Below are 21,469 nucleotides of genomic sequence, written 5' to 3'. Positions count from 1 at the left end.
CTCACATGAAAGGTTCGCGTTTTGCTATCGATCAGAGAAGTCATCTACCCTCTGACCCTGGCATATACAAGTTTTTTGATAAAACGGACACACTCATATATGTCGGCAAGGCAAAAAATATCAAAAAGAGAGTAGCGAGCTATTTTACTAAAACCTATAATGTTAATCGCAAGACACGCAAATTAGTCGAGGAAATCGAACAAATAGAATTTGCCATCGCTAACAGCGAATTTGACGCGTTACTGTTAGAAAATAACTTAATAAAAGCGAATCAACCCAAGTATAACATTCTCTTAAAAGATGATAAAACCTTCCCTTACATATGTATCCTTAAAGAGCGCTTTCCAAGGATAATATCAACACGTAAATATGACCCCTCCAATGGAGAATATTTTGGACCTTATACCAGCGTAGTTGCCATGAAAAGTGTGTTGGATCTTATTAGAAAGTTATACACTATCCGGACATGCAAGCTCAATCTTTCTGAAAAAAATATACTCAACGGAAAATTCAAGATCTGCCTGGAATATCATATTGGCAATTGCCTGGGACCTTGTGAAAACCTGCAACAAGAAGCAGACTATTTAGGTGAAATAGAGCAAGCCAGGGATATCCTTAAAGGAAATCTCTCTGTTGTATCACGTCATTTCACTGATCATATGAAATCAGCGGCTACCAACATGGAGTTTGAATTAGCACAGCGCTATAAAGAAAAACTCGATCTGCTTACTAAATTCCAAATCAAATCAACCATTGTTAATCCAAAACTCACGGATGTCGATGTGTTTACCATTGCTGCAGACGATTCCAGATTAGTTATTATCAACTATCTGAGAATTAAAAATGGGGCCATTATACTGGCCCGAACAGTAGAAGTAAAAAAGCAGGGTGATGAGTCCGATCAGGACGTATTAAGCTACGTAGCTTTTGAGCTTAGGAACAGACATGATAGTGACAATGCTATTATCTTCTCCAACATAAAGTTCGACCTTGACGAAGAATTGGAAGTAATGGTTCCTAAGATTGGTGACAAGAAAAAGCTAGTGGCATTATCTTTGAAAAATGCCTTAGAATATAAGAAAGACAGGATATCACATGCCGCACCAAAAAAACAAAAGAATGAAATACTCATTCAACTTCAATCTGATCTAAAGCTAACGCAAATACCAGATCACATCGAGTGCTTTGACAACAGTAACCTGCAAGGAACTAACCCTGTTGCTTCAATGGTCTGTTTCAAGGATGGTAAAGCTGCCAAAAAAGAATACCGACATTATAATATTAAAACCGTCGTCGGACCCGATGATTTTGCTTCTATGAAAGAAATTGTTGGAAGAAGGTATAAGCGACTACTAGAGGAAAATCTGGCGCTTCCCAAACTGATCGTCATTGATGGAGGCAAAGGTCAGCTAAGTAGCGCCTGTGAGGCATTAAAAGAGTTATCTCTTTATGGCAGAATACCTATAATAGGTATTGCAAAAAGACTCGAGGAAATATATTACCCCGAAGATACCTACCCGTTACACATTCATAAAAAATCCTCTTCTCTTATGCTGCTCCAAAGGATCAGGGATGAAGCACATCGTTTTGCCATTACATTTCATAGAACGAAACGCAGTAGTAACACATTCAAAACGGAACTGGAAGAGATCCAGGGGATAGGCGTTACAACAGCCGACCAACTCCTACAAAAGTTCAAATCCATTGCCAAAGTAAAACAGGCCAGCATTGAGGAACTGATCAATACTGTGGGTCAAACTAAAGCACAATTGATCTTTGATCATCTGAAAAATAAAAAAGGAGGATAAAATCCCCCTTTTAAGTATTATAAACTGTTGTAGTTCGTCTAATATTTTTTCTTTTACACTAGAATTCCCACAGGTTATGCTCTTTTTCCATTAACTCCATTTCCCACCACTCAGAAGCCATTACCGCCTCTATTCGGTTCTTATACATATCGATGATAGGGTTATCTTCAGGGTTATTAAACTTGAACAAAGAAGCCCTAAAGAGTCTTAATTGGAAAGCATCTGCAAAGTTCTTATTCTCTGCTATGTTATAACGATTTATCCAAATGGCAGTAGCAGGATTTTCCTTGAATAGCTTATGTAAATCTTTGTATTTGAAAACAGCCAATGGTAACTCAACCTGATCAAGCGTTTCTGATCCAGGGATCAACAGTTGAATAGATTGGATCTTATGATAAAGTCTGGATCTTCTTTTGTCAAAAATCACATCCTCCATAATCCTCAACTTACTGATCTGTCGAGGCAAAAACAACACTGCTGAACCCACACCAGGTGTTTCTTCCCAATCATCAGGTGTCTCAGAAGGAATGGAAGTTACTTCGTCAAATATAGCCGAGTAAACAGTCCCGTTGTAAGAAACCTGGTCTCCTTCATAATATTCGATACCAGCTTCCCAAGCTTCAATTTCCAATCCTTCCTGATAAACCAATCTTTTCAGGAATTCATCCTTGGACATTTTGGTTGTTAAAGAATCATTTACATAGATATCCGATAATTCTCCTGAATTAATCGCATTCAACATAAATAGCGTGATCTCACCGCCTCTTGCAAAGAAGCCCTTATTTTGCTTCTCCTTAAGATCTATTGTACGCCACACCCTTCTTTTGAAAAGGTGCTCATACCGAGCAATGGGTTCAATAGAATTAGGGTTATACTGATCCAGCTCACTCAACTGAGCAAATGCCGGTGCAGCGATTATCACTACTAAGACAACTAAAACAAATTTCCTTACATTAGCCATTACTCACTTCCTTAATTAATTGGAATACTGTAGATGGTCGTGGCAGGAACCGATCTTTCGCTCTCTCCCTGATACGTCCTTCTCGTTACTCTTTCTATCTTAACAATTAAGTTATCACCTTTTCGATACAAACTTCTCCATGACCTTAGATCGACGTTTTCTGAACTGAAGTCCTGTGCTTTGATCTGCCGACCTGATCTGGCCAGTTTTACACTTATTTTTCTTACTCTGTATCGCGCATCATTAGGCACTTCTCTTTGAAAGTTCTCTTCCGCTTTTGCACTTACTTTCAAAGTTGTGAGTGATGCTGAAGCAACCCCCTTTTCGTAATCAACCTTCTTACCTCTGGCTGTTATCTCGATTAAAGGGGCAGGCACCTTTTTCACATCGAATGTTTCAGTACCTAATGCGCTACCTGCATTGCTAACTCTTAACTTAACTTTACTTCTGCCTTTTGGTATAACGGTTACCAGTCCGGTTCTATTGCCTTTCACTACGGAAGCTTCTTTAGAAGAAAATGAAGGATTATAAGCAGTACCTAAAGCCGGAACCTGAATATCCAATTCATTACCGCAATTCATGTAAAGTGCGGACAATGCAGCAGAGCGAACCTGTATAACAGGTTTAACTACGAAATAATCATGTTTGATCTTGTATGTAGAATCATTTAGCTCAATTTCCGCTTCAAAACTTGCCGGTGCAGTCAGAGTTTTAGGATCATACTTGGACGCCGACGCTGTAAATTCTATCTTACCATATTTAATACCATTCTCTGTCGTTTCGGTTGGTATTGTCTTATTGTTATACATAAACACCGGGTTGGTACCGGAAGCAGCGGCAGTTATAAATAACTGGGCTTCAAATTTACCTCCTGAAGCAACTGTGTTAGATGCTGGTCTTACCAAAGGAACCACTTTGTCGAATTCAACGTCCTTAGCTCCCACCTCACTGGCCAGATTGCCCAATGCACGAGCTTCATAATTTAATACCTCCGTTTCCAGGTGGCTAATGGTAGCCATACCAGCAGCTGTAGGCGTATTGCCAAAGTAATATTCCGCAAAAGACTTATTCTTTTGATTAGGATCATTCTTTGCTATATCCAACTGATCAGCATCTTTCGCTAATGGCTCAAAGTCACCACCAGTTAATTTTGATAGCTTTTGTGCATAAGCATTTAACTTGTCCTGTAGTTCCTTACCATTAGGCTTTTGAACCATATAGTTACCCACTATATCATAGTCTTTGGCTCCTACTAACTGCTCATTTTCGTCATACCCTCCGGTAATTTCCGCCATAGTTTCGCGTGTCTTACCCAGGTAATCCATTAATTCAATCGTCGAATTCCGGACATCTTTGGCCTTATTTAAGGCCTTCATATCTGCGTCTCTTTTACCCTTTTTAGAAACTTCCGCCTCTATCCCGGCAATAAGTTTACTATTTTGCTTCTCAACCACTCTGGCTTGCGTATTCAGGGCTTTATCGATGAAGACGAACTTCTCGAGTACCGCGTTACTAACCTGTAGCGCAAGTAGCGCTGTTAGTACGAGATACATCATCCCGATCATCTTCTGCCGTGGGGTTTCTTTTCCTCCAGCCATATTAGAATATTTTCATTTACGAATAAATCATATTAAATTCTTATCCTTGTCCACCTTGACCAGGATTGCTACCTCCACCTCTCATAGCAGTCAGCATACTTCCGTATACCCTGTTAAGAGAAGTCAGATTACCTGTGAGCTTATCTAATTCGTCAGCAAACGTTTTAGTTTTCTCACCTGCCTTAGTCATCCCTTCTAATGCACCAGCCATATTCGTGTAAAATTTGTTCATCGCTTTTACATGACTGTCTGCATCTTTTAGCTCCATTTCATAGACGGCGTTCAATGCACTTAAATTCTTAGTAACATTCTGCACCTGAGAATGATATTCTTTAGAATCTTTAGTGGCATCGGCCATAGAGCCCATCGCTTCGGCGGTTGTAGCGTAAGACTTATTCATATCCGACAATGATTTTGAGGCGGTCTTTACATTGTTGGCGTAATCATTTGTGGCTACTGCAGCATCTGCCAGGTTTGACATTTTTGATGCTGATTCAGCCATATTTCTCATTCCTTTACCAAGACTATCAATTAGTTCAGGGCCTATCTTAGCTTTTTCCATCATTTTATCCATCTGCTGGATAGGTGAAGCACCTCCCGGCTTATTAGAGATCCTTGGTGCGCTTGCACCATCAAAATCATCTGATAATTCAGGATAAACTTTTGACCAATCTGGCTCTGAGTGAGCAGGTTCAAAGGCACTTAAAAAGAAAATAATAGCTTCAACGGTCAGTCCGATCATAAGCATTTGATTGGCACCTTCCAAATGAAGAATTTTGAACATAGCACCTATAATTACTACTGCAGCTCCAATACCATAAACCTTTGGCATTATGGTTCTAAACAGAAGTTCTGCAAATCCGCCTTTTTTTCTACTCATTGTCTTAAGGATTTAGTTTAATGTTTGTAATTCTAATTTATTTAAAGTTATAAATCAAATTTAAAATTCTGTGCCTGAAGATCTTCCCAAGTGGGTCATAGCATTCCGAAAACCGATGTAAGCTCTTGTGGAGTCTTTATACTCATAGGTTCGCGTTCCCGTTTCAAGAAAATAAGCCACATCTTTCCAACTTCCTCCTCTAATAACTTTTTTAGGGAAGATATTTGGATCATAACTTTTACTATTAGGGTCAGTACGAGGATCAATGAATTGTGGGTTTAAATCCCAAACTGTTGGAACAGAAACCGGGCTAAAATCATCCAAACACCATTCGGATACATTCCCAGCCATATCGTACAATCCATAATCATTGGCAAAATAAGATGCTACCGGAGAGGTGTATGCAAATCCGTCATCATAAAAATTACCTCGTCCAGGTTTGAAATTAGCCAGCATACATCCTTTTGAGTTACGCACATATGGATTACCCCATGGATACTTGGCCATATCTCTTCCTCCTCTGGCTGCATACTCCCATTCCGCTTCATTTGGCAAGCGGAATGAAGGCATAGGAACTTCTCCAACGCTTCTCCTGAAATCAGCCCAATAAGAAGTCCTCCATTCACTGAAATAAACAGCAGCCTCCCAATTGATGCCCACTACAGGATAATCATCATAACCTGGATGCCAGTAGTAATAGTCCATAACCGGGTCTCCCATGTGGTGGGCAAAATCTTTTACCCATACGGTTGTGTCAGGGTAAAACTCGGTCATTATTTTATCCTCACCGAGGACACTTATTGAATCTTCCAATAAATGATCAATGAATTGACGATATTCATTATTAGTTATTTCAGTTTCGTCCATGTAGAACTGGCCGATTGTCACCTGTTTATTGAAATTTATCTGAGTCGAAGCAGGATCTTCATCAGCTTGCCCCATATGAAAAGTACCGGCAGGAATGGGTACCATACCGTAAGGCTGCACCATAGTCCAACCCTCTCTTCCGGGAACACCAATCAATTCTCCCTGGTCACCTCCTCCAGCAGCTCCAAGGCCTAGGAGTCCACAACCCCCTAATATCGCTGAAGATAACATCAACAATAGGTAGGAGAATCTTCGAATAACTTTACGCATAACACTTTTTCTTTAATCTTTAACCTACAGGATAAGCTAAAGCCAACTAGAGTTTTTGAATTTTAAAAATGGAAATATATAAAAAATCTATTTAAAATCTGTTTAAAAGCTGTAAGCCAACGTACAACCAGATTAATTGCGCTCAAATTGGCTATTTTATAGTTAAATGCAAAACAATTTCTTTTTAATGTCTAAATCTAGGACTTCTTACTACTTTTTTACCACTTCCAGGGTTAACCGGCAGCTGATAACTCACTAATACTTCGTGAGTTGTAGGCTGTTTAGCATCCTGATCTTGAACTACATAACCGAATGAGTAGCCAAAACTCAACGACTTATCTTTCAAAAAATTGTATCCCAACAATACATTGACATCATCCGACTGCCTGAAAGTGAGCCCTCCCCACATCTGATCTTTATAATAGGCCAACCCTCCAACAGCAAAACTATATTCATTAAAGTCAGATTGGATTAAAATTGAGGGTTCCAATTTAACATCAAAATTAACGGTGTGAACATAACCTATTGTCAAATAGGCATGATTTTCCAGGGCGTTTCTAACTTCATCTATTCCAAAGTCAAACTCAGACTTTAAAATATGATTGAAACTGGCTCCAACATAATATTTTTCTGATCTAAAAAAAAGACCCAATGCCATATCCGGTCTTATCTGTGAGTCTTTGCCTGTTTGAATTACAGGGTCTTCAGGATTAATGGCCCGGTACAGATCAAAATCAAATGACTGAGAGAAAACACCCGCGCGGATCCCAAAACTTAATTTAGAATTTTTTATACCTAAGTGATAAGCGTAAGAAGCCTGTACCTGAAGATTACTTTGTGGCCCTTGAGTATCGTTGACTATAAATGCACCAAAACCACTTCTCAATCTGTAAACAGGTGTTGTTACACTTATTAGCTGAGTAGTGGGCGCTCCCCCATCATCAAATGTAGGTTGATATCCTGCCCACTGATTACGATATAGCGCCGTAATTTGCGTAATTCCTTCAGTACCTGAAAAACCAGGGTGATAGAACAGCATATTCTTCATATGATACGTAAAAGGCGCATCTTGCTGAGCTCGGGCTGAAAAACAAAAAAATAAGACCCCGATACATGTGTAAAAAAATGACTTATGCATAAGCTACGGTCGAAAGCAGTCTTAAAGATAATGCTTTTTTGACAATAGATTCAAACCTAAATTACGAAAAAGGTAAACTTACACGTAAGATTTTTAAAAAAACTACTTTAAACCGTTCGCTTTTTTGATATATAATTCAATTGCTCCTGTCATAGAAGGGGCATTAGGTAGCGGCGCTTCAATATCTAAAAACAACCCAGCTTCCCGAACTGCTTTGGCGGTAGTTGGTCCAAAAGCTGCTATGCGCGTATTGTTTTGCTTAAAATCAGGAAAATTCCTTAACAGGGAATTAATACCTGACGGACTGAAAAAGGCAAGAATATCATAATACACATTTTCCAGATCAGACAGATCACTGGCTACTGTTCTATATATTATTGCTTCGGAATAATTGAAATCATTTGTCTGAAGAAAATTAGGAATATCATCTTTCCGTATATCAGAACATGGAAAAAGATACTTTTCATTCTTATGCTTCTTCAATATCTCAAGCAAATCAGTGGCCGTTCTATGGCCGGTAAATATCTTACGCTTCCTGATAATAATATACTTCTGAAGATAATTTGATGTTTGCTCCGAAATACAGAAGTACTTCATATCAGCCGGCATTTCTATCTTCAGTTCTGTACATATATTAAAGAAATGATCTACAGCGTTTCTACTTGTAAAAATAATGGCTGTATGCTTTAATATGTCTATCTTTTGTTTTCTAAACTCCTTTATAGATACAGGATCGACCTGTATAAAGGGCCTGAAATCGACTTTAAGACTGTACTTCTCTTCCAGCTTGAAATAAGGTGAGTTTTCATTACTCGGTTTTGGCTGAGAAACCAGGATACTTTTTACTGAACGCATCCTGTCTTTCACTTGATCTGTCATTACTTGGCTCAACTATTTGTTTCCCTCAGTATGGCTGATTGAGACCTAAACTCAGGAGTATCCCGAACGGCACCAATTCAGTGGTGCAAAGGTAGGAAAATAAATGAACTTTTTTAAAGCTACTTACCGTCAATAATTTAAGACTGACCATTACTACCTGTAATCCCATCAATGCATACCCAAAGAAAAAAACGCTGCGATAATGGCTTGTGTTGGGAGTTTCATATGTGAAATAAAATATAACAATGGCTAATAGAACGCCAATTAACATGATAAAATTTATTCGTATGTAGTTGTAAAAGTGATTGTTAACAAAACCGCCAAGTTGAAAAAGCCAGCTGGTGTTACTAACTAAAATAAATTTTACCACCAACCAAACAAAAATGATAAGCATTAGCTTGAACCATTCCCAAATACCATTACTATAGCTTTCAAAAAAAAATAAACCGGAGCTTGAAGAGGTAAACTGACCTAGATGGGTCAATGATAAAATGACAAGTGCAGCCAGCAGGCTAAAGAATAAATAAAAGAAAAGATTGATCTGAGAAACCGGCTTACTTTTCAATAGGTTTTCATCGGTTTCCCTAAAGGAAAAAGCTTTGCTGGCTTTGAAAAACTCTGCAAATACTCTTGGAAAATAATTGTATAAAACTGCTGCACAGGCCAAAAGCAATATGATTGCCGTTGTAAAAAAATCAGGAAATGAAGACACTTCCCTCTTAAAAGTAAGCGGAACGTCTGCCAGTTGATCCAGAGATTCATTTGAAAGCCGTACAATGTCTGTAGAAATGGTAGAAGGCACTATGTTAGGTGCATATAAAGTTATAGTAGCCGGATATCCCACTTTCCGCTTGATTTCGTTTACAGACATGAATAAGGTATCATTGCTTATTCCATAAATCAACCGGTTATTAATAAAAACTGTAACTTCTCCGGGGCTAATGACGCGTAAATAATAGTCTAAAAATTCTTTCTTCTCACATTCAAAATGGATCGTATTTCCCTGAAAAATTCCATTTTCCACCAAGGGCATATATACCCCTTCCCAGGAATCATAATATACCCATTCATCCGATAAGTCCTTTACCTGAACGGTATCAATAGCACCTATGGCAAGGGACTGAAGCACAAAAAATGATAGAATGAAAGAAAGCGTTTTTATCACTAAACAAACGTTTGGCCGCAATTTATCAGAATTTAGCAATATAACCGAAGTGAAATTTAGAAAGACTTAAACTAAGTGGCTGATTTTCTGCCTTTCCAAGACCATAAGCAAGACTAACTAAACCCGAGGAAGTCGCTAAATTCAAGCCTAAACCAATACCCATCGGATAATCTTCAAACAAACTATTTTCAATATTGTAATAGAGATATGACTGATCATAAAATGCAAAAAAGTAAGAGTCGGATTGAAAATAAAACTGAAATTCTGCAGTGGATAACACATAGTCAGAGGCAAAGAAAAAGTTTTCATTGAATCCTCTCAATGAGGTAAGTCCGCCAACCCGAAACAGGTCATTTAAAAAAAGTCTGTCATTGATCACCTTTGCAGCACTCAGATTATAATGAAACACAAGATGATTGCTCCACCTCCAATAACTTTTAAAGCCTGTTTCCACCAGGTATTGTACGGAGTTCAAATCAACATTACTGTATAACTCTTCCGGCAAGTCAGCATTTATCCGTATTCGCTTGGAACCTACTCCTGCATTAAGGAACCCGGATACACCTGAAGTCGGTAAGAACGCATCATTTAAGGTATTGAACTGATATTTTAATCCGTAATAGTCGACGCTAAAATCAGATAAGTCAGGCAAGTTGTTGATATCTTGAAAATCTGTTGTACTTAAAAGATTAGATGATCGGAATTGTGAAAAGACCGTAAAACTATGTTTAGAAGGTTTAAAGGTAAAGTTCAATTCTCCCTGCCGGGTGGTAAAAATGGTATCTTCTTTCAGCAAGTTAAAGGACCCATCAAAGTTTAGTGCCGAGCTAAAGAGGTTTGGATGTGAATAAATAATGTCTAATAATTGAGACCGGGCCTTTAAACTCTGCCACTCAATATCCAGCCCCTTACCACTGCTAAACAAATTACGTAACGAAAGGTCGAACTGACCTGTGACCAGAAGTTTACCCTCCTCTTCCTCATTAGGAAGAAATCCAAGAATGCCGTCTACACGACTGGTTTTACGGGTTATTAAATCCAGTTCTACTATAGCTTGCTTATTTTGAAAAGTTATTCCAGGGGCAGCGTTCAGGACAATAAAGCCCAGTTGGTTGATCTTTGATTCAATCGCAGCTACTTTTTTCTGAGAAAAAGCAGCGCCTTCTTCTATATGCAAATAAGAGGCTAACCATTTTTTCTTGATTTTAAGATTTTGCTGAAATTTAAGGCTGTCAAATGTGATTCTCGGTCCAGGATCATAAATCAATTTGGCAGCTATACCCTCGTCACTAAAATGGATAGAGTCAAGGTAGGTTGACGAGAATGGTAATCCACCATTTTCACTCTCTGTGATCAAACCTCTAAATAATCGTTTGATCCGCTGCTGATCAAATGATCTACTTTGAAAATCTTTTGACTTAAATCCTGCCCTACGAAGTATTTGATCGGGTACATCAGTAGTATTCAGGTATGCCCATGAAAAACGTTCGCCAAGGTATACATAAGTCTCTACCGTATCTTTTCGGCCGGTCATAGAATAAGATGCCAGTAAATATCCTTTTTGATGTAATCTGGTCATTGCTCCCGATAGAAAACGTTGATTACTGGTGGTATCACATGTCAGGTCTTTTGAAAACATCTTCTTGAAAGCAGTTACATCGGTTGGCTCTCCCAAAAAACGGATATAGCAATCCTGACTATGTACATTCGCACATAACACTATCTGTATCATAATACTAATGAGTGTTTTCAAAGAATGGCCTAATTTTAAACTACGTTCTAAATATAAACACTTGGCCGGCATATACCTTCACATCCCTTTTTGTAAACAGGCCTGTTTTTATTGTGATTTTCATTTCAGTGTGAATCAATCGTTAAAAACAGAAATGACAAAAGCTATTGAAAAAGAGTTGAACATCCAGCAACACTACCTGGGTTCAGAAATCATTAATACGATCTATTTTGGTGGAGGAACACCGTCACTGCTCACGAGCACTCAGTTAAAAGGCCTGACAACTCAAATTTTTAAGCTTCATACCGTGTCAGAACAGGCAGAGATCACATTAGAGGCCAATCCCGATGACTTGCCGGAAAAGAATTTGCAGGTATTCAAAAAACAGGGTATTAACAGACTGAGCATAGGCATTCAATCTTTTGATCAAGAGATACTTACTATGCTAAACCGTGCTCATAATGCTCAGCAAGCCGAAACGTGCATAAGTGCTGCCAGGCAGATGAATTTCAATGTGAGCATAGATCTTATCTATGGCATCCCTGGCAGAAGTGACGCACAATGGAAAAAAGACCTGGAGAAAGCACTTTTTCACATGCCTGAACACATTTCTGCTTACAGTCTTACTATAGAACCTAAAACTGTATTTGGCCGAAGGCTCGCAAAAAATAACTTTCCAACACCAGATGAAGATCTAGGAGCACGACAATTTGAACTGATGTTAGAAATGCTGGAAAAAGAGGGGTATGAGCAATATGAAATATCTAATTTTTGCAAACCCGGCCATCGCTCCAGGCACAATTCGGCCTATTGGAAACAGGAAAAATACCTTGGTGTAGGACCTAGCGCTCATTCATATAATGGAGAAAGCAGGCAATTCAATATAGCAAGCAATGGCCGTTACCTGAAAGCCATAAATCAAGGTCAGGTGCCTTTTGAAATAGAAGTCCTTGAACGTGCCGATAAAATCAATGAATACCTGCTAACTACACTAAGAACCTCATGGGGGGCTGATCTGGTCAAATTACAATCGGACTATCAATTCGATCTTCTAAAAAAACACAAAAAATATATCCAAATGCTCATACAGCATAAAAAAGCACTGGTAACTGATGGTCATCTTGTTTTAACAAATAATGGTAAATTACTGGCTGATAAAATATCTTCCGACCTGTTTATTGAATGATTTTTAATGGAAATCCAGCTCACATTTAATCAGGAATTGTTTAAAGCAGACCTGTCACAACCTATAGACATATCTATCCCTATTCATAACGGAGACCAAAATCCCAATTGCTACTTTGCTGATGATGTACATTTTGAAGTGATCCGTTCAGGTGATTTTGTTGGAGCTATTGCTCAGGGAGGGGTTGTTAATCATAAAAGAGTACATATAGCACCACACGGTAACGGAACACATACTGAATGCTTCGGACATATTTTTGATGCTCCGGAAGGAACTATCAATAAAAGCCTCCGGCAGTTCCACTTTATGACCCAATTGATAACTATTGCACCCCAAAAAACGTCCAACGGAGATTTTGTGATACATGTAGATGATTTCTTAAGTCTCTGGCAGAAGAAAACGGAGGCTGTCATAATCCGCACCCTCCCCAATGCAGAAGACAAGCTTGCAAAAAATTATTCTGGCACTAATCCACCGTATTTAGACCCTGAAATATTGCAGATTATCAGTAAAAATGGTGTCAAACATTTATTGGTAGACCTGCCTTCAATAGATAAAGAAGTGGATGGTGGTGCATTAAAGGCACATCGTAACTTTTGGGGGTTACCAAATCTACTGCATAAAGCATCTACAATCACGGAACTGATCTATGTTCAAAATTCGGTTAAGGACGGATATTATTTATTAAATTTACAAATAGCGAGTTTTGAAATTGATGTCAGTCCTAGTAAACCGGTTCTTTTTAACTTGGTAAAATGTAGTATTTGACATAAAATTTCATTCTTTTGTACGATATATTGACCTATATGACCAGCGACGAAAAAAAGGCTTACCTCCTATTGAAGTCTGTCATATACCATTATCATGGGCTGGATGATAATGAACGTGAAGACCTCAAAGCCACGGCAGATGAACTAAACGGGCAAGAAGAACTCGAATGGGCAGCGGCGTTTATTGCCGAAGACTATTTCAATTCTTTTGAACGTGCACGTGAATACCTCAACAATGTGATCGGCGATTATCCTAAAGATAAGCGCGTAATGCATATTGAAATGGTATGGGACGCTAATAGTTTGAAAGGTTACGTCACAGAATTGGAAGCTACGGCCATGTTAAAACTCGCACGTGATTGGAACGTAGAGGAAGAATTAATAGAAATTCTTAAAAGCAGATCAAAAGGATCATAAGCTCATCATTTCTTTAAACTTGGCTGCTTGTCTTCTGCTCACCTCCACTTTATCACCTCCTTTCAGGCGTACCATCAAACCTCCGTTAAACCATGGTTCGATGCCTTCTACCCAGCTTAAATTAACAATATGCTTTCTGCTGGCGCGAAAAAAATGACGCGCGTCCAGTTTTTCATCCAGGGCGTTGAGAGATTTATGGATCATAGGACGGTTACTATCAAAATACACTTTGATATAATTACCATCCGATTCAAACAGACGAATATTAGAAAGACTTACGAACCAACACTTATCACCATCTTTAACAAAAACCTGGTCTTCCAATGTCAACCGTTTATCGGTCATGTTTTCTGTAGTTTTCTGACCTTTGGGCAACTTGCTAATGCTATCACGCAGTCGCTCCGGCTGGATAGGTTTAAGCAAGTAATCCAGTGCATTTACTTCAAACGCCTTTAGTGCGAACTCATCATAGGCAGTTGTAAAAATCACTTTAGGCACGTTATCGAGCATTTCAAGAAGTTCAAAGCCTGTCTTCCCGGGCATTTGAATGTCCATAAACAATAGATCAGGGTGCAAGTCATTGATTAATTCATATGCTTCATCTGCATTAGCCGCTTCTCCTACAATCTCTATATCAGGATGTTCTTCAAGCAGAGAATTGAGTTCTTTTCTGGCCAGCCGTTCATCGTCTACAATAATTGTTCGCATAGTTTAGTTATGTTTAGGAATTACTAGTTCAGTTAAAACTACATTTTCAGATTCATTGAATATTTTAAAAGTCGCCTCTTCACCATATAGCAGGCTAAGTCGTTGAGCTGTGTTTCTGAGGCCCAGGCCTTCTTTTTCTTTTTTCAACACACCATTGGTTTCCAACTCACCTGTGTTTCTAATTTGTATTTTGAGCCTGTTATCATATACAAATGTCTTCATATCAATGGCGCCACCTTCTTTCAATTTAGATATACCATGTTTGATACCGTTTTCCACAAGTGTCTGAAGCATAAGTGGAGGTACCAAAAAGTTATAGGAATCTGTATGAATATCAAATTCTGTTTTCAACCGCTCTTCATAGCGAATACTTTCCAGTCCCAGGTAATCTTTTACCGTTTGCAGTTCATCTTCAAACTTAGTCAGCCGGGCGCGGTTAGAAGCTAATGAATTACGAAGGATATTAGATAGCTGTGTAATAGCGTTTTTTGATTTTTTAGGATTTTCATCCACTAATGCCCTGATACTATTCAGAGCATTAAAGATAAAATGCGGATTTAGCTGCGATTTAAGATTATTAAGAACAATCTCGTTGGTAGCAGCTTCATGTTGTAAAGAGAGGTTATAACGCTCAAAATAGTGATAGATAAAATAGAGCACCGACCACATAAAGAAGATCAGGCCGTAAACAGCTGCCAGGCCAAACACTGTTTCCGGACTCCAGGCTACGGTAGGATCATAGATACGCAATGGAATAGAAATCAGTAGCCGTGCCCCATATACCACAAAGCTTAAAATAAACACCGCAAGCATTATTTGCGGGATTAGTTTGTTCATCTTGAGATCCAGCCACCTTCTTCTTATGATGAAATTTCTAAAAAGATGTGTGAAAACCAGAAAAACAGCTGCTTCCAGAAGCCAAAAAATAATTTGGGTTCGGCTAGTAGTTTGAAACACAATGATCTGCCCCAGAGCAAATGTTAGCCATCCTCCAAATTGCAGTGTCCAATAAAGTTTCGTTTTATTCACCTGATTATCCTCCAAAGGACTAAAATTACACAATAATTGAATCTACCTAAGATCAATTACACCAATGGAAGTTGCCAACAGTTTATTTCATTGATCTGTCCGAAATAAAAAGAGCAATAGAAAGCCTGCAATAAAGATGCATCCCCAGGAGAGAATAGTTAAAAGCCGACGTTGCTTTTCAAATACATTGTCTTTGATCAACCCTGCCATTACAAAACCCAGGCCTGCCGATAGATACATAGCAAATTCCACGTATTCATCCAGAAAAACCTGGTATAATGAAAACGCAATTAACAAAACACCTATTAAATATTGTGAAAAAGCTCCTTTCATTTAGGTAAGTTCCGGTTCGGTTTTTCTGAGTTTTTTAGGAATAAATTTTCGAATGATTAGTCGCGTACCCTTATCATAGGTAAAGTAGTTCCATACCCAGTTTAAAAATACAATAAGTTTGTTTCTAAAGCCTATAATAGAAATAAGATGAACGAACATCCAGATGACCCAGGCAGGGAAACCTCCCAGGCTGGATTTGCCAGGTAAATCCACTACGGCTTTGTTTCTGCCCACTGTAGCCATGGATCCTTTATCAAAGTATTTAAAAGGCTTTAGTTCTTCACCTTTTAATAGTCTTTTTAAATTCATCGCCATATGATTCCCCTGCTGTATAGCCACTGGCGCCAGCATTGGATGACCATTTTCATACCCTTCACTTTTCATCATAGCTATATCCCCTATAGCAAAGATATTGTCATATTCTGCTACCCGGTTATAATGATCCACCACAATGCGGTCCCTTTCCAGGGAACTTTCCTTTAAACCATCCGGGTAATTTCCCTTTACCCCGGCTGCCCAGACCACTGTATGCGTGTTAATTTCCTCACCATTACTCAATAAAGCCGAATGACCGTCATAAGATTTCACTAACGTATCCAAATAAACATCTACATGAAACTTCTTAAGATATTTCAACGCCTTTTCTGAGGCAAAATCAGACATCCCTCCTAACAAACTCGAAGATCCCTCTAAAAGAATAATGGACATTTTACTAAAATCCAGTTCAGGGTAATCTTTAGGAAGTATACTCCTTTTCAATTCACCCAAAGCTCCGGCTACCTCAACACCGGTAGGCCCACCTCCTACAATTACAATATTCATCCGTGACTTTTTCTCTAACGGATCTTCAGTGATAGTGGCTGCCTCAAAATTTTGTAAAATATGACTTCTAAGGTCCAGTGCCTGTGGGATCTGTTTTAAGGCAAAGGCGTGCTGCATAATAGATTCATTGCCAAAGAAGTTAGTCCTTGATCCCGTGGCTATTACAAGATAATCGTAGTCCAAAACGCCTATCTCCGTATGGATCATGTTACTTGCTCCATCCACTGAATACACTTCCGCCATCCGGAAAAAAAAGTTTTTCACGGGCTCAAGTTGCTTTCTTAAAGGATCAGCGATAGAATCTGGCTCCAAACCGGCAGTAGCCACCTGGTACAACAGAGGCTGGAAGGTGTGGTAATTATTTCTATCAAACAGAACGATCTGTACAGGTAAGTTTTTTAGTTTTTTCACCAGTTTCACACCGGCAAATCCTCCTCCAATGATGATGATCCTTGGATGTTTTGATTCAGGAATAGGTATCATATACTTTACGTATTTCTAATAGGTCTAACGTTTTAGCTTCATGAAAGTTAGTGCCCAAATTTCATATATATCCGCGATAGCATTTAAATGACATACACGCTTTTTATCCTCCGATGGGAACTCTTTGTGCAAGATTTCGATTCTTATTGTAATAATTTATTCATAGTTGATAAATTCAAGGTTTTGGTTGATGATAAAAATGCCGCTGTACAGCGGCATTTTTACATTCTTCGATTGACCGGAGATCTTTCGCAAACAAATCAAACGACAAAACATATTTTCCCAAGGTAACATGCTTACTAAAACTAACATCATGAAGTGTGAATAGCCTACCCAGTCGCCTATGATAGTTCTGCCTTTAAAAACGCAGCTGTATAACTGTTTTTATTTTTAGCAACTTCTTCGGGAGTTCCTTTTGCAATGATCTGGCCTCCACCATCGCCTCCTTCTGGGCCCAGGTCCACGATATAATCTGCTACTTTGATCACGTCCATGTTATGTTCTATTACTAATACTGTGTTCCCCTTATCTACCAGACGATTCAGTACATCCAGTAAATGTTGAATATCCTGGAAATGCAGCCCCGTGGTAGGTTCATCCAGGATATACATCGTTTTTCCGGTATCTTTTTTGGAGAGTTCTGTCGCTAGTTTTACCCGTTGTGCCTCACCTCCCGAGAGTGTAGTAGCATGTTGGCCCAATGAGATGTAATCCAGCCCTACATCATGCAATGTCTTGATTTTTCTAACGACCTTAGGTTGGTGCTCAAAAAACGTCACAGCCTCTTCCACTGTCATTTCTAACACATCACTAATGGATTTACCCTTGAACCTTACTTCTAACGTTTCCCGGTTGTAACGTTTGCCCTTACAGGTTTCACAAGGCACATACACATCCGGAAGAAAATCCATTTCTATTAACCGGAGTCCCGCACCTTCGCAGGTTTCACATCTCCCCCCTTTTACATTGAATGAAAAGCGTCCGGGTTTATAGCCCCTGATCTTGGCTTCGGGTAACTCCGAAAACAATGAACGAATGTCTGAAAATACACCTGTATACGTAGCAGGGTTTGACCGCGGTGTACGCCCTATAGGAGATTGATCCACTTCTATAACCTTATCCAGGTATTCCAGTCCGAGTAATTTCTTATGAGACATAGGTTCTCTCCTGGACCGATAAAAATGTTGATTCAGAATAGGAAACAAGGTATCATGTATAAGTGTGGACTTACCGCTACCAGACACACCTGTTATCAACGTCATTGTACCCAATGGTATTTCCAGATCCACTTTTTTCAAGTTATGGCCGGAAGCACCTTTTAATGCTAATTTTTCGCCCTTACCCTTTCGTCGTTTAGCAGGTATAGCTATCTGCCTGGTGTCTTTCAGGTACTGTGCGGTAGTACTGTCTAATTTCAGAAACGCCTTAGGATCACCTTCCGCTACTATGTGTCCCCCATGCCTACCCGCACCCGGACCGATGTCTATGATATGATCGGATTCCAACATCATGTCCTTGTCATGTTCCACTACTATCACTGAGTTACCTAAATCACGAAGGTCTTTCAGCGCTTTGATGAGTTTAACATTATCTCTTTGATGCAAACCAATGCTAGGCTCATCCAAAATATAAAGTACCCCGACAAGCTGTGTTCCGATCTGGGTGGCTAATCGTATACGTTGTGCTTCTCCACCTGACAGTGTTCTTAATGGCCTGTTCAGTTGCAAATAGGTAAGGCCAACATCAAGTAAAAACCCAATTCTCTTACGTATCTCTTTAAGGATTTCAGCACCAATACGCTGCTGTTTCTCATTAAGTCTCGATTCCAGTCCTTCAAACCATTGCCCTAAAGACACAATATCCAGCGTGGCCAGTTCGGCAATGTTTTTATTGTCAATCAAAAAATGTCGGGACTCCTTCTTAAGCCTGGTACCCTCACATTCAGGGCATGATTTGGTAACGGTGAAATCATTTACCCACTTCTGAATTTTCTCAGAGCCACCTTCTTTTTGCTTTTGAAGAAATTTGATGATCCCTTCAAATTTTGTCTGCCAATCCGTTCCGGGGTATTTTACAGACTTAACGGCTACAGGCACAGCATCACCGTTCAATAATACATCGAGTACTTCCCGGGGTATATTCTTAATGGGCGTGGTTAAATTTACCTTATATTTCTTGAGGATTGCTTCTATCTTCTTGAATATCCAGATATCCCGAAATTCTCCCAATGGAAGTATACCACCACGACTTATACTTAGCGACGGGTCCGGTATAATGGACTCTTCGGTGATCTCTTCGATCTGTCCAAGGCCATTGCATTTTGGACATGCTCCGTAAGGCGAGTTAAAAGAAAACGTATTTGGGGCAGGCTCATCATAAGAAAGGCCCGTTTTAGGGTCCATAAGATACTTTGAAAAGTGGTGTACCTGACCCGTATCATCCAACAACATGATAAGTCCTTTACCTTCTTTTAGCGCAACACCTATGGACTGGCTAATTCGATACCGGTCTTTTTGATTAACCACAATACGGTCTACCACGATCTCGATGTCATGGGTCTTGTAACGATCGACCTGCATTTTAGGAACGAGATCCATTAATTCGCCGTTTACCCTTACTTTGGCATAGCCGGTCTTTCTGATCTGCTGAAACAGCTCGCGATAATGTCCCTTACGCCCTTTGACTACAGGTGCCAGGAGCGTTAATTTGTGTTGATCAAAGTTGGTAAGTATATGATCTAAGATCTGATCTTCTGACTGTCGGATCATCTTCTCCCCGGACAGATATGAATATGCTTCTCCAGCTCTGGCATAAAGCAACCTCATGAAGTCATAAACCTCTGTTACCGTACCTACTGTGGAACGCGGATTACGAGAGGTAGTCTTTTGCTCAATGGAGATTACCGGACTCAACCCATTGATCTTGTCCACATCCGGCCGCTCCAGGTTCCCTAAAAAGGACCTGGCATAGGCTGAAAAGCTCTCCATGTAACGTCGTTGTCCCTCGGCGTAAATCGTGTCAAATGCCAGTGAAGACTTACCGCTCCCGCTGATACCGGTTATTACCACAAGCTTATTACGCGGAAAGGTAATGTTTACATTTTTCAGGTTATGTTCTCTGGCCCCCAGTATCTCTATATACTCATGACCTGTGAGGTCTGCGGCACCATTTAATCGTGCCTCTTCAACTTTTGTCATCAATAGGATGGTGGTGTTTTCTGTAAAACACAAAGATCGCCGTTTGGTTGATGAATTACAACGTATGTTGAATCTTACAGTTTCAATCTTTAATATTCCGACAGCGGTTCTTTATTCGGCATTGAATAGATAACACTAAATTTTAGTAATAATAAATATGAAATCAATTATTATCAGATGTAGCGCGTCACAATAAAATCGATGCCTGACAAACACAGGACAATAAATTATTTAAACAATTAAATATTAAAATAGCGTTATCATTAAGTGATGTTTACGAATTTCAATTTTAAACTTGTGTTAAATCTATTATCGGAAAATATCAACCGCATATAAAATCACTAATTTGAAGTTTTAAAACCCAAGTAATTAGTTAGCATGAAAAAGGCTGCATTATTATGCTCAGTCTTGTCGTTGGCCTTTTTGTTCCTATTCAGCTGCTGGGAAGAGTCTGTTGACATCTCTGCTCCGGAATTAGCGATTGAAAACTCAGTAAAACCTTTTAATGTGGAGGAGCTGGCTTTCAATGGCACATTGGACAGTTTAACCGGAAAAGCGAACCGTTTTGCAAGAATTTCCTGTACCCTAAACAGCCTGCAAGATTGTGGCAGTGTAATGGCTGACGACGTCATAGATGACTTTATCAGACTCTGTGCCCGCTATCCTTTTACGCCTGATTTTGGAGGTAGTGTGGTAAATTATTATTTCAACTTTAACTACTATGTTGATTCAAATGCTAATCTCAGATTAGATCAATATGAAGATGACATTCAGGCCCAGGTAGATGCTATTGCTACCAGTATCGGACAACCTCTTTTCCTGGCATTAGGTGATGTTCAGGCCTGGCCTTGTACCAGCAGACAAAACAACTCAGGGTCGATTAAATATACTGTATATTATTAAATGTCTTTAACTGTACTTTTTAACAAAATTTGAGGTAGAGATTCATCCGATATTAGAAAACTTTCAAAAGACATCATAGTTCATTTTTTAGTAACGGAACTGTAACATCGATTATTAAAATTATAATTGATAAGATGAGCTGTCCCTTAGCTACCTTTCCAATTGGGTTCACTAGCAAAATAGTTGGCATCTTATTAAGTAACGTGAATATCGTTTAAGCGACCAGGTATAATTGTCCATGTTTTTTTTCAAATTGTATATTAAGAGAAGGTTTTTTAGGGAAGAAGCAATAAGCAGAGAGGGCACTGATCAGGTTGATCAGG

General features: G+C 39.2%; 18 protein-coding genes. 5 read left to right on the top strand and 13 right to left on the bottom strand.

The window, feature by feature from the left end; genetic code table 11:
• The first annotated feature begins 5 nt into the window (after positions 1-5).
• Positions 6-1,808, top strand: coding sequence for an excinuclease ABC subunit UvrC (gene uvrC, locus FNH22_RS20100; protein ID WP_143400234.1), 1,803 nt, complete (start codon positions 6-8; stop codon positions 1,806-1,808).
• 58 nt (positions 1,809-1,866) lie between these two features.
• Here uvrC and gldN read toward each other — a convergent pair whose 3' ends face one another.
• From gldN to FNH22_RS20060, 8 genes are all read right to left on the bottom strand, one after another.
• Positions 1,867-2,769 (bottom strand): gliding motility protein GldN, encoded by a 903-nt coding sequence (gene gldN, locus FNH22_RS20095; RefSeq protein WP_143400233.1) that lies wholly within the window; start codon positions 2,767-2,769, stop codon positions 1,867-1,869.
• An 11-nt stretch (positions 2,770-2,780) separates the two neighbouring features.
• A complete protein-coding gene (gene gldM, locus FNH22_RS20090; protein ID WP_143400232.1) occupies positions 2,781-4,367 on the bottom strand; it encodes a gliding motility protein GldM in 1,587 nt (528 codons plus the stop codon).
• A gap of 40 nt (positions 4,368-4,407) precedes the next feature.
• Positions 4,408-5,247 carry a gliding motility protein GldL gene (gene gldL / locus FNH22_RS20085; RefSeq protein WP_143400231.1) on the bottom strand — a complete coding sequence of 280 codons (840 nt, stop codon included), beginning with the start codon at positions 5,245-5,247 and terminating at the stop codon, positions 4,408-4,410.
• 60 nt (positions 5,248-5,307) lie between these two features.
• A complete protein-coding gene (locus FNH22_RS20080) occupies positions 5,308-6,384 on the bottom strand; it encodes an SUMF1/EgtB/PvdO family nonheme iron enzyme (protein ID WP_143400230.1) in 1,077 nt (358 codons plus the stop codon).
• A 184-nt stretch (positions 6,385-6,568) separates the two neighbouring features.
• On the bottom strand, positions 6,569-7,522 hold the full coding sequence (locus FNH22_RS20075; RefSeq protein ID WP_143400229.1) for a type IX secretion system membrane protein PorP/SprF: 954 nt from the start codon (positions 7,520-7,522) through the stop codon (positions 6,569-6,571).
• Between the two features lie 102 nt (positions 7,523-7,624).
• Positions 7,625-8,401, bottom strand: coding sequence for a uroporphyrinogen-III synthase (locus FNH22_RS20070; protein WP_143400228.1), 777 nt, complete (start codon positions 8,399-8,401; stop codon positions 7,625-7,627).
• A 25-nt stretch (positions 8,402-8,426) separates the two neighbouring features.
• The gene (locus FNH22_RS20065; RefSeq protein WP_143400227.1) at positions 8,427-9,566 is read right to left on the bottom strand and encodes a DUF4271 domain-containing protein; all 1,140 of its coding nucleotides are present in this window, start codon (positions 9,564-9,566) and stop codon (positions 8,427-8,429) included.
• 25 nt (positions 9,567-9,591) lie between these two features.
• The gene (locus FNH22_RS20060; protein WP_143400226.1) at positions 9,592-11,319 is read right to left on the bottom strand and encodes a hypothetical protein; all 1,728 of its coding nucleotides are present in this window, start codon (positions 11,317-11,319) and stop codon (positions 9,592-9,594) included.
• On the opposite strand from FNH22_RS20060, the gene hemW reads away from it, so the two are divergent.
• Genes hemW through FNH22_RS20045 form a run of 3 tightly spaced genes read left to right on the top strand, consistent with a single transcriptional unit; the run spans position 11,306 to position 13,671 of the window.
• Entirely contained in the window at positions 11,306-12,484 is a 1,179-nt protein-coding gene (hemW, locus tag FNH22_RS20055; protein WP_143400225.1) for a radical SAM family heme chaperone HemW, read from the top strand. The two genes, FNH22_RS20060 and hemW, sit on opposite strands and share 14 nt — an antisense overlap.
• 6 nt (positions 12,485-12,490) lie before the next feature.
• Positions 12,491-13,252, top strand: coding sequence for a cyclase family protein (locus FNH22_RS20050; RefSeq protein WP_143400224.1), 762 nt, complete (start codon positions 12,491-12,493; stop codon positions 13,250-13,252).
• A gap of 17 nt (positions 13,253-13,269) precedes the next feature.
• Positions 13,270-13,671: a hypothetical protein gene (locus tag FNH22_RS20045; protein WP_370513190.1), complete on the top strand. Its 402-nt coding sequence runs from the start codon at positions 13,270-13,272 to the stop codon at positions 13,669-13,671.
• Here FNH22_RS20045 and FNH22_RS20040 read toward each other — a convergent pair.
• The 5 genes from FNH22_RS20040 to uvrA form a co-directional block, all read right to left on the bottom strand.
• Positions 13,666-14,379: a LytTR family DNA-binding domain-containing protein gene (locus FNH22_RS20040; protein ID WP_143400223.1), complete on the bottom strand. Its 714-nt coding sequence runs from the start codon at positions 14,377-14,379 to the stop codon at positions 13,666-13,668. The genes FNH22_RS20045 and FNH22_RS20040 overlap by 6 nt on opposite strands.
• 3 nt (positions 14,380-14,382) lie before the next feature.
• Positions 14,383-15,408, bottom strand: a complete 1,026-nt coding sequence (locus tag FNH22_RS20035) for a sensor histidine kinase (protein ID WP_255518110.1) — start codon at positions 15,406-15,408, stop codon at positions 14,383-14,385.
• Positions 15,409-15,495: 87 nt separating this feature from the next.
• Positions 15,496-15,741: a hypothetical protein gene (locus FNH22_RS20030; RefSeq protein WP_143400222.1), complete on the bottom strand. Its 246-nt coding sequence runs from the start codon at positions 15,739-15,741 to the stop codon at positions 15,496-15,498.
• Positions 15,742-17,046 (bottom strand): NAD(P)/FAD-dependent oxidoreductase, encoded by a 1,305-nt coding sequence (locus tag FNH22_RS20025; protein ID WP_143400221.1) that lies wholly within the window; start codon positions 17,044-17,046, stop codon positions 15,742-15,744.
• Positions 17,047-17,387: 341 nt separating this feature from the next.
• Positions 17,388-20,243 (bottom strand): excinuclease ABC subunit UvrA, encoded by a 2,856-nt coding sequence (uvrA, locus tag FNH22_RS20020; protein WP_143400220.1) that lies wholly within the window; start codon positions 20,241-20,243, stop codon positions 17,388-17,390.
• Positions 20,244-20,621: 378 nt separating this feature from the next.
• Between uvrA and FNH22_RS20015 the strand changes: the two genes are divergently transcribed.
• Complete coding sequence (locus tag FNH22_RS20015; protein WP_143400219.1) at positions 20,622-21,146, top strand: hypothetical protein; 525 nt, start codon at positions 20,622-20,624, stop codon at positions 21,144-21,146.
• The last annotated feature ends 323 nt before the right edge of the window (positions 21,147-21,469 follow it).

The sequence above is a fragment of the Fulvivirga sp. M361 genome (assembly GCF_007097395.1).
Classification (GTDB): domain Bacteria; phylum Bacteroidota; class Bacteroidia; order Cytophagales; family Cyclobacteriaceae; genus Fulvivirga.
The sequence above is the reverse complement of the archived record's forward strand: the minus strand, read 5'-3'. Positions and strand labels throughout refer to the sequence as shown.

Excerpts from the sequence above, each read along its gene's own strand:
- uvrC (WP_143400234.1), top strand. The coding sequence starts at position 6 with ATGAAAGGTTCGCGTTTTGCTATCGATCAGAGAAGTCATCTACCCTCT.
- gldN (WP_143400233.1), bottom strand. The coding sequence starts at position 2,769 with ATGGCTAATGTAAGGAAATTTGTTTTAGTTGTCTTAGTAGTGATAATC.
- gldM (WP_143400232.1), bottom strand. The coding sequence starts at position 4,367 with ATGGCTGGAGGAAAAGAAACCCCACGGCAGAAGATGATCGGGATGATG.
- gldL (WP_143400231.1), bottom strand. The coding sequence starts at position 5,247 with ATGAGTAGAAAAAAAGGCGGATTTGCAGAACTTCTGTTTAGAACCATA.
- FNH22_RS20080 (WP_143400230.1), bottom strand. The coding sequence starts at position 6,384 with ATGCGTAAAGTTATTCGAAGATTCTCCTACCTATTGTTGATGTTATCT.
- FNH22_RS20075 (WP_143400229.1), bottom strand. The coding sequence starts at position 7,522 with ATGCATAAGTCATTTTTTTACACATGTATCGGGGTCTTATTTTTTTGT.
- FNH22_RS20070 (WP_143400228.1), bottom strand. The coding sequence starts at position 8,401 with ATGACAGATCAAGTGAAAGACAGGATGCGTTCAGTAAAAAGTATCCTG.
- hemW (WP_143400225.1), top strand. The coding sequence starts at position 11,306 with ATGAGTGTTTTCAAAGAATGGCCTAATTTTAAACTACGTTCTAAATAT.
- FNH22_RS20050 (WP_143400224.1), top strand. The coding sequence starts at position 12,491 with ATGGAAATCCAGCTCACATTTAATCAGGAATTGTTTAAAGCAGACCTG.
- FNH22_RS20040 (WP_143400223.1), bottom strand. The coding sequence starts at position 14,379 with ATGCGAACAATTATTGTAGACGATGAACGGCTGGCCAGAAAAGAACTC.
- FNH22_RS20030 (WP_143400222.1), bottom strand. The coding sequence starts at position 15,741 with ATGAAAGGAGCTTTTTCACAATATTTAATAGGTGTTTTGTTAATTGCG.
- FNH22_RS20025 (WP_143400221.1), bottom strand. The coding sequence starts at position 17,046 with ATGATACCTATTCCTGAATCAAAACATCCAAGGATCATCATCATTGGA.
- uvrA (WP_143400220.1), bottom strand. The coding sequence starts at position 20,243 with ATGACAAAAGTTGAAGAGGCACGATTAAATGGTGCCGCAGACCTCACA.
- FNH22_RS20015 (WP_143400219.1), top strand. The coding sequence starts at position 20,622 with ATGAAAAAGGCTGCATTATTATGCTCAGTCTTGTCGTTGGCCTTTTTG.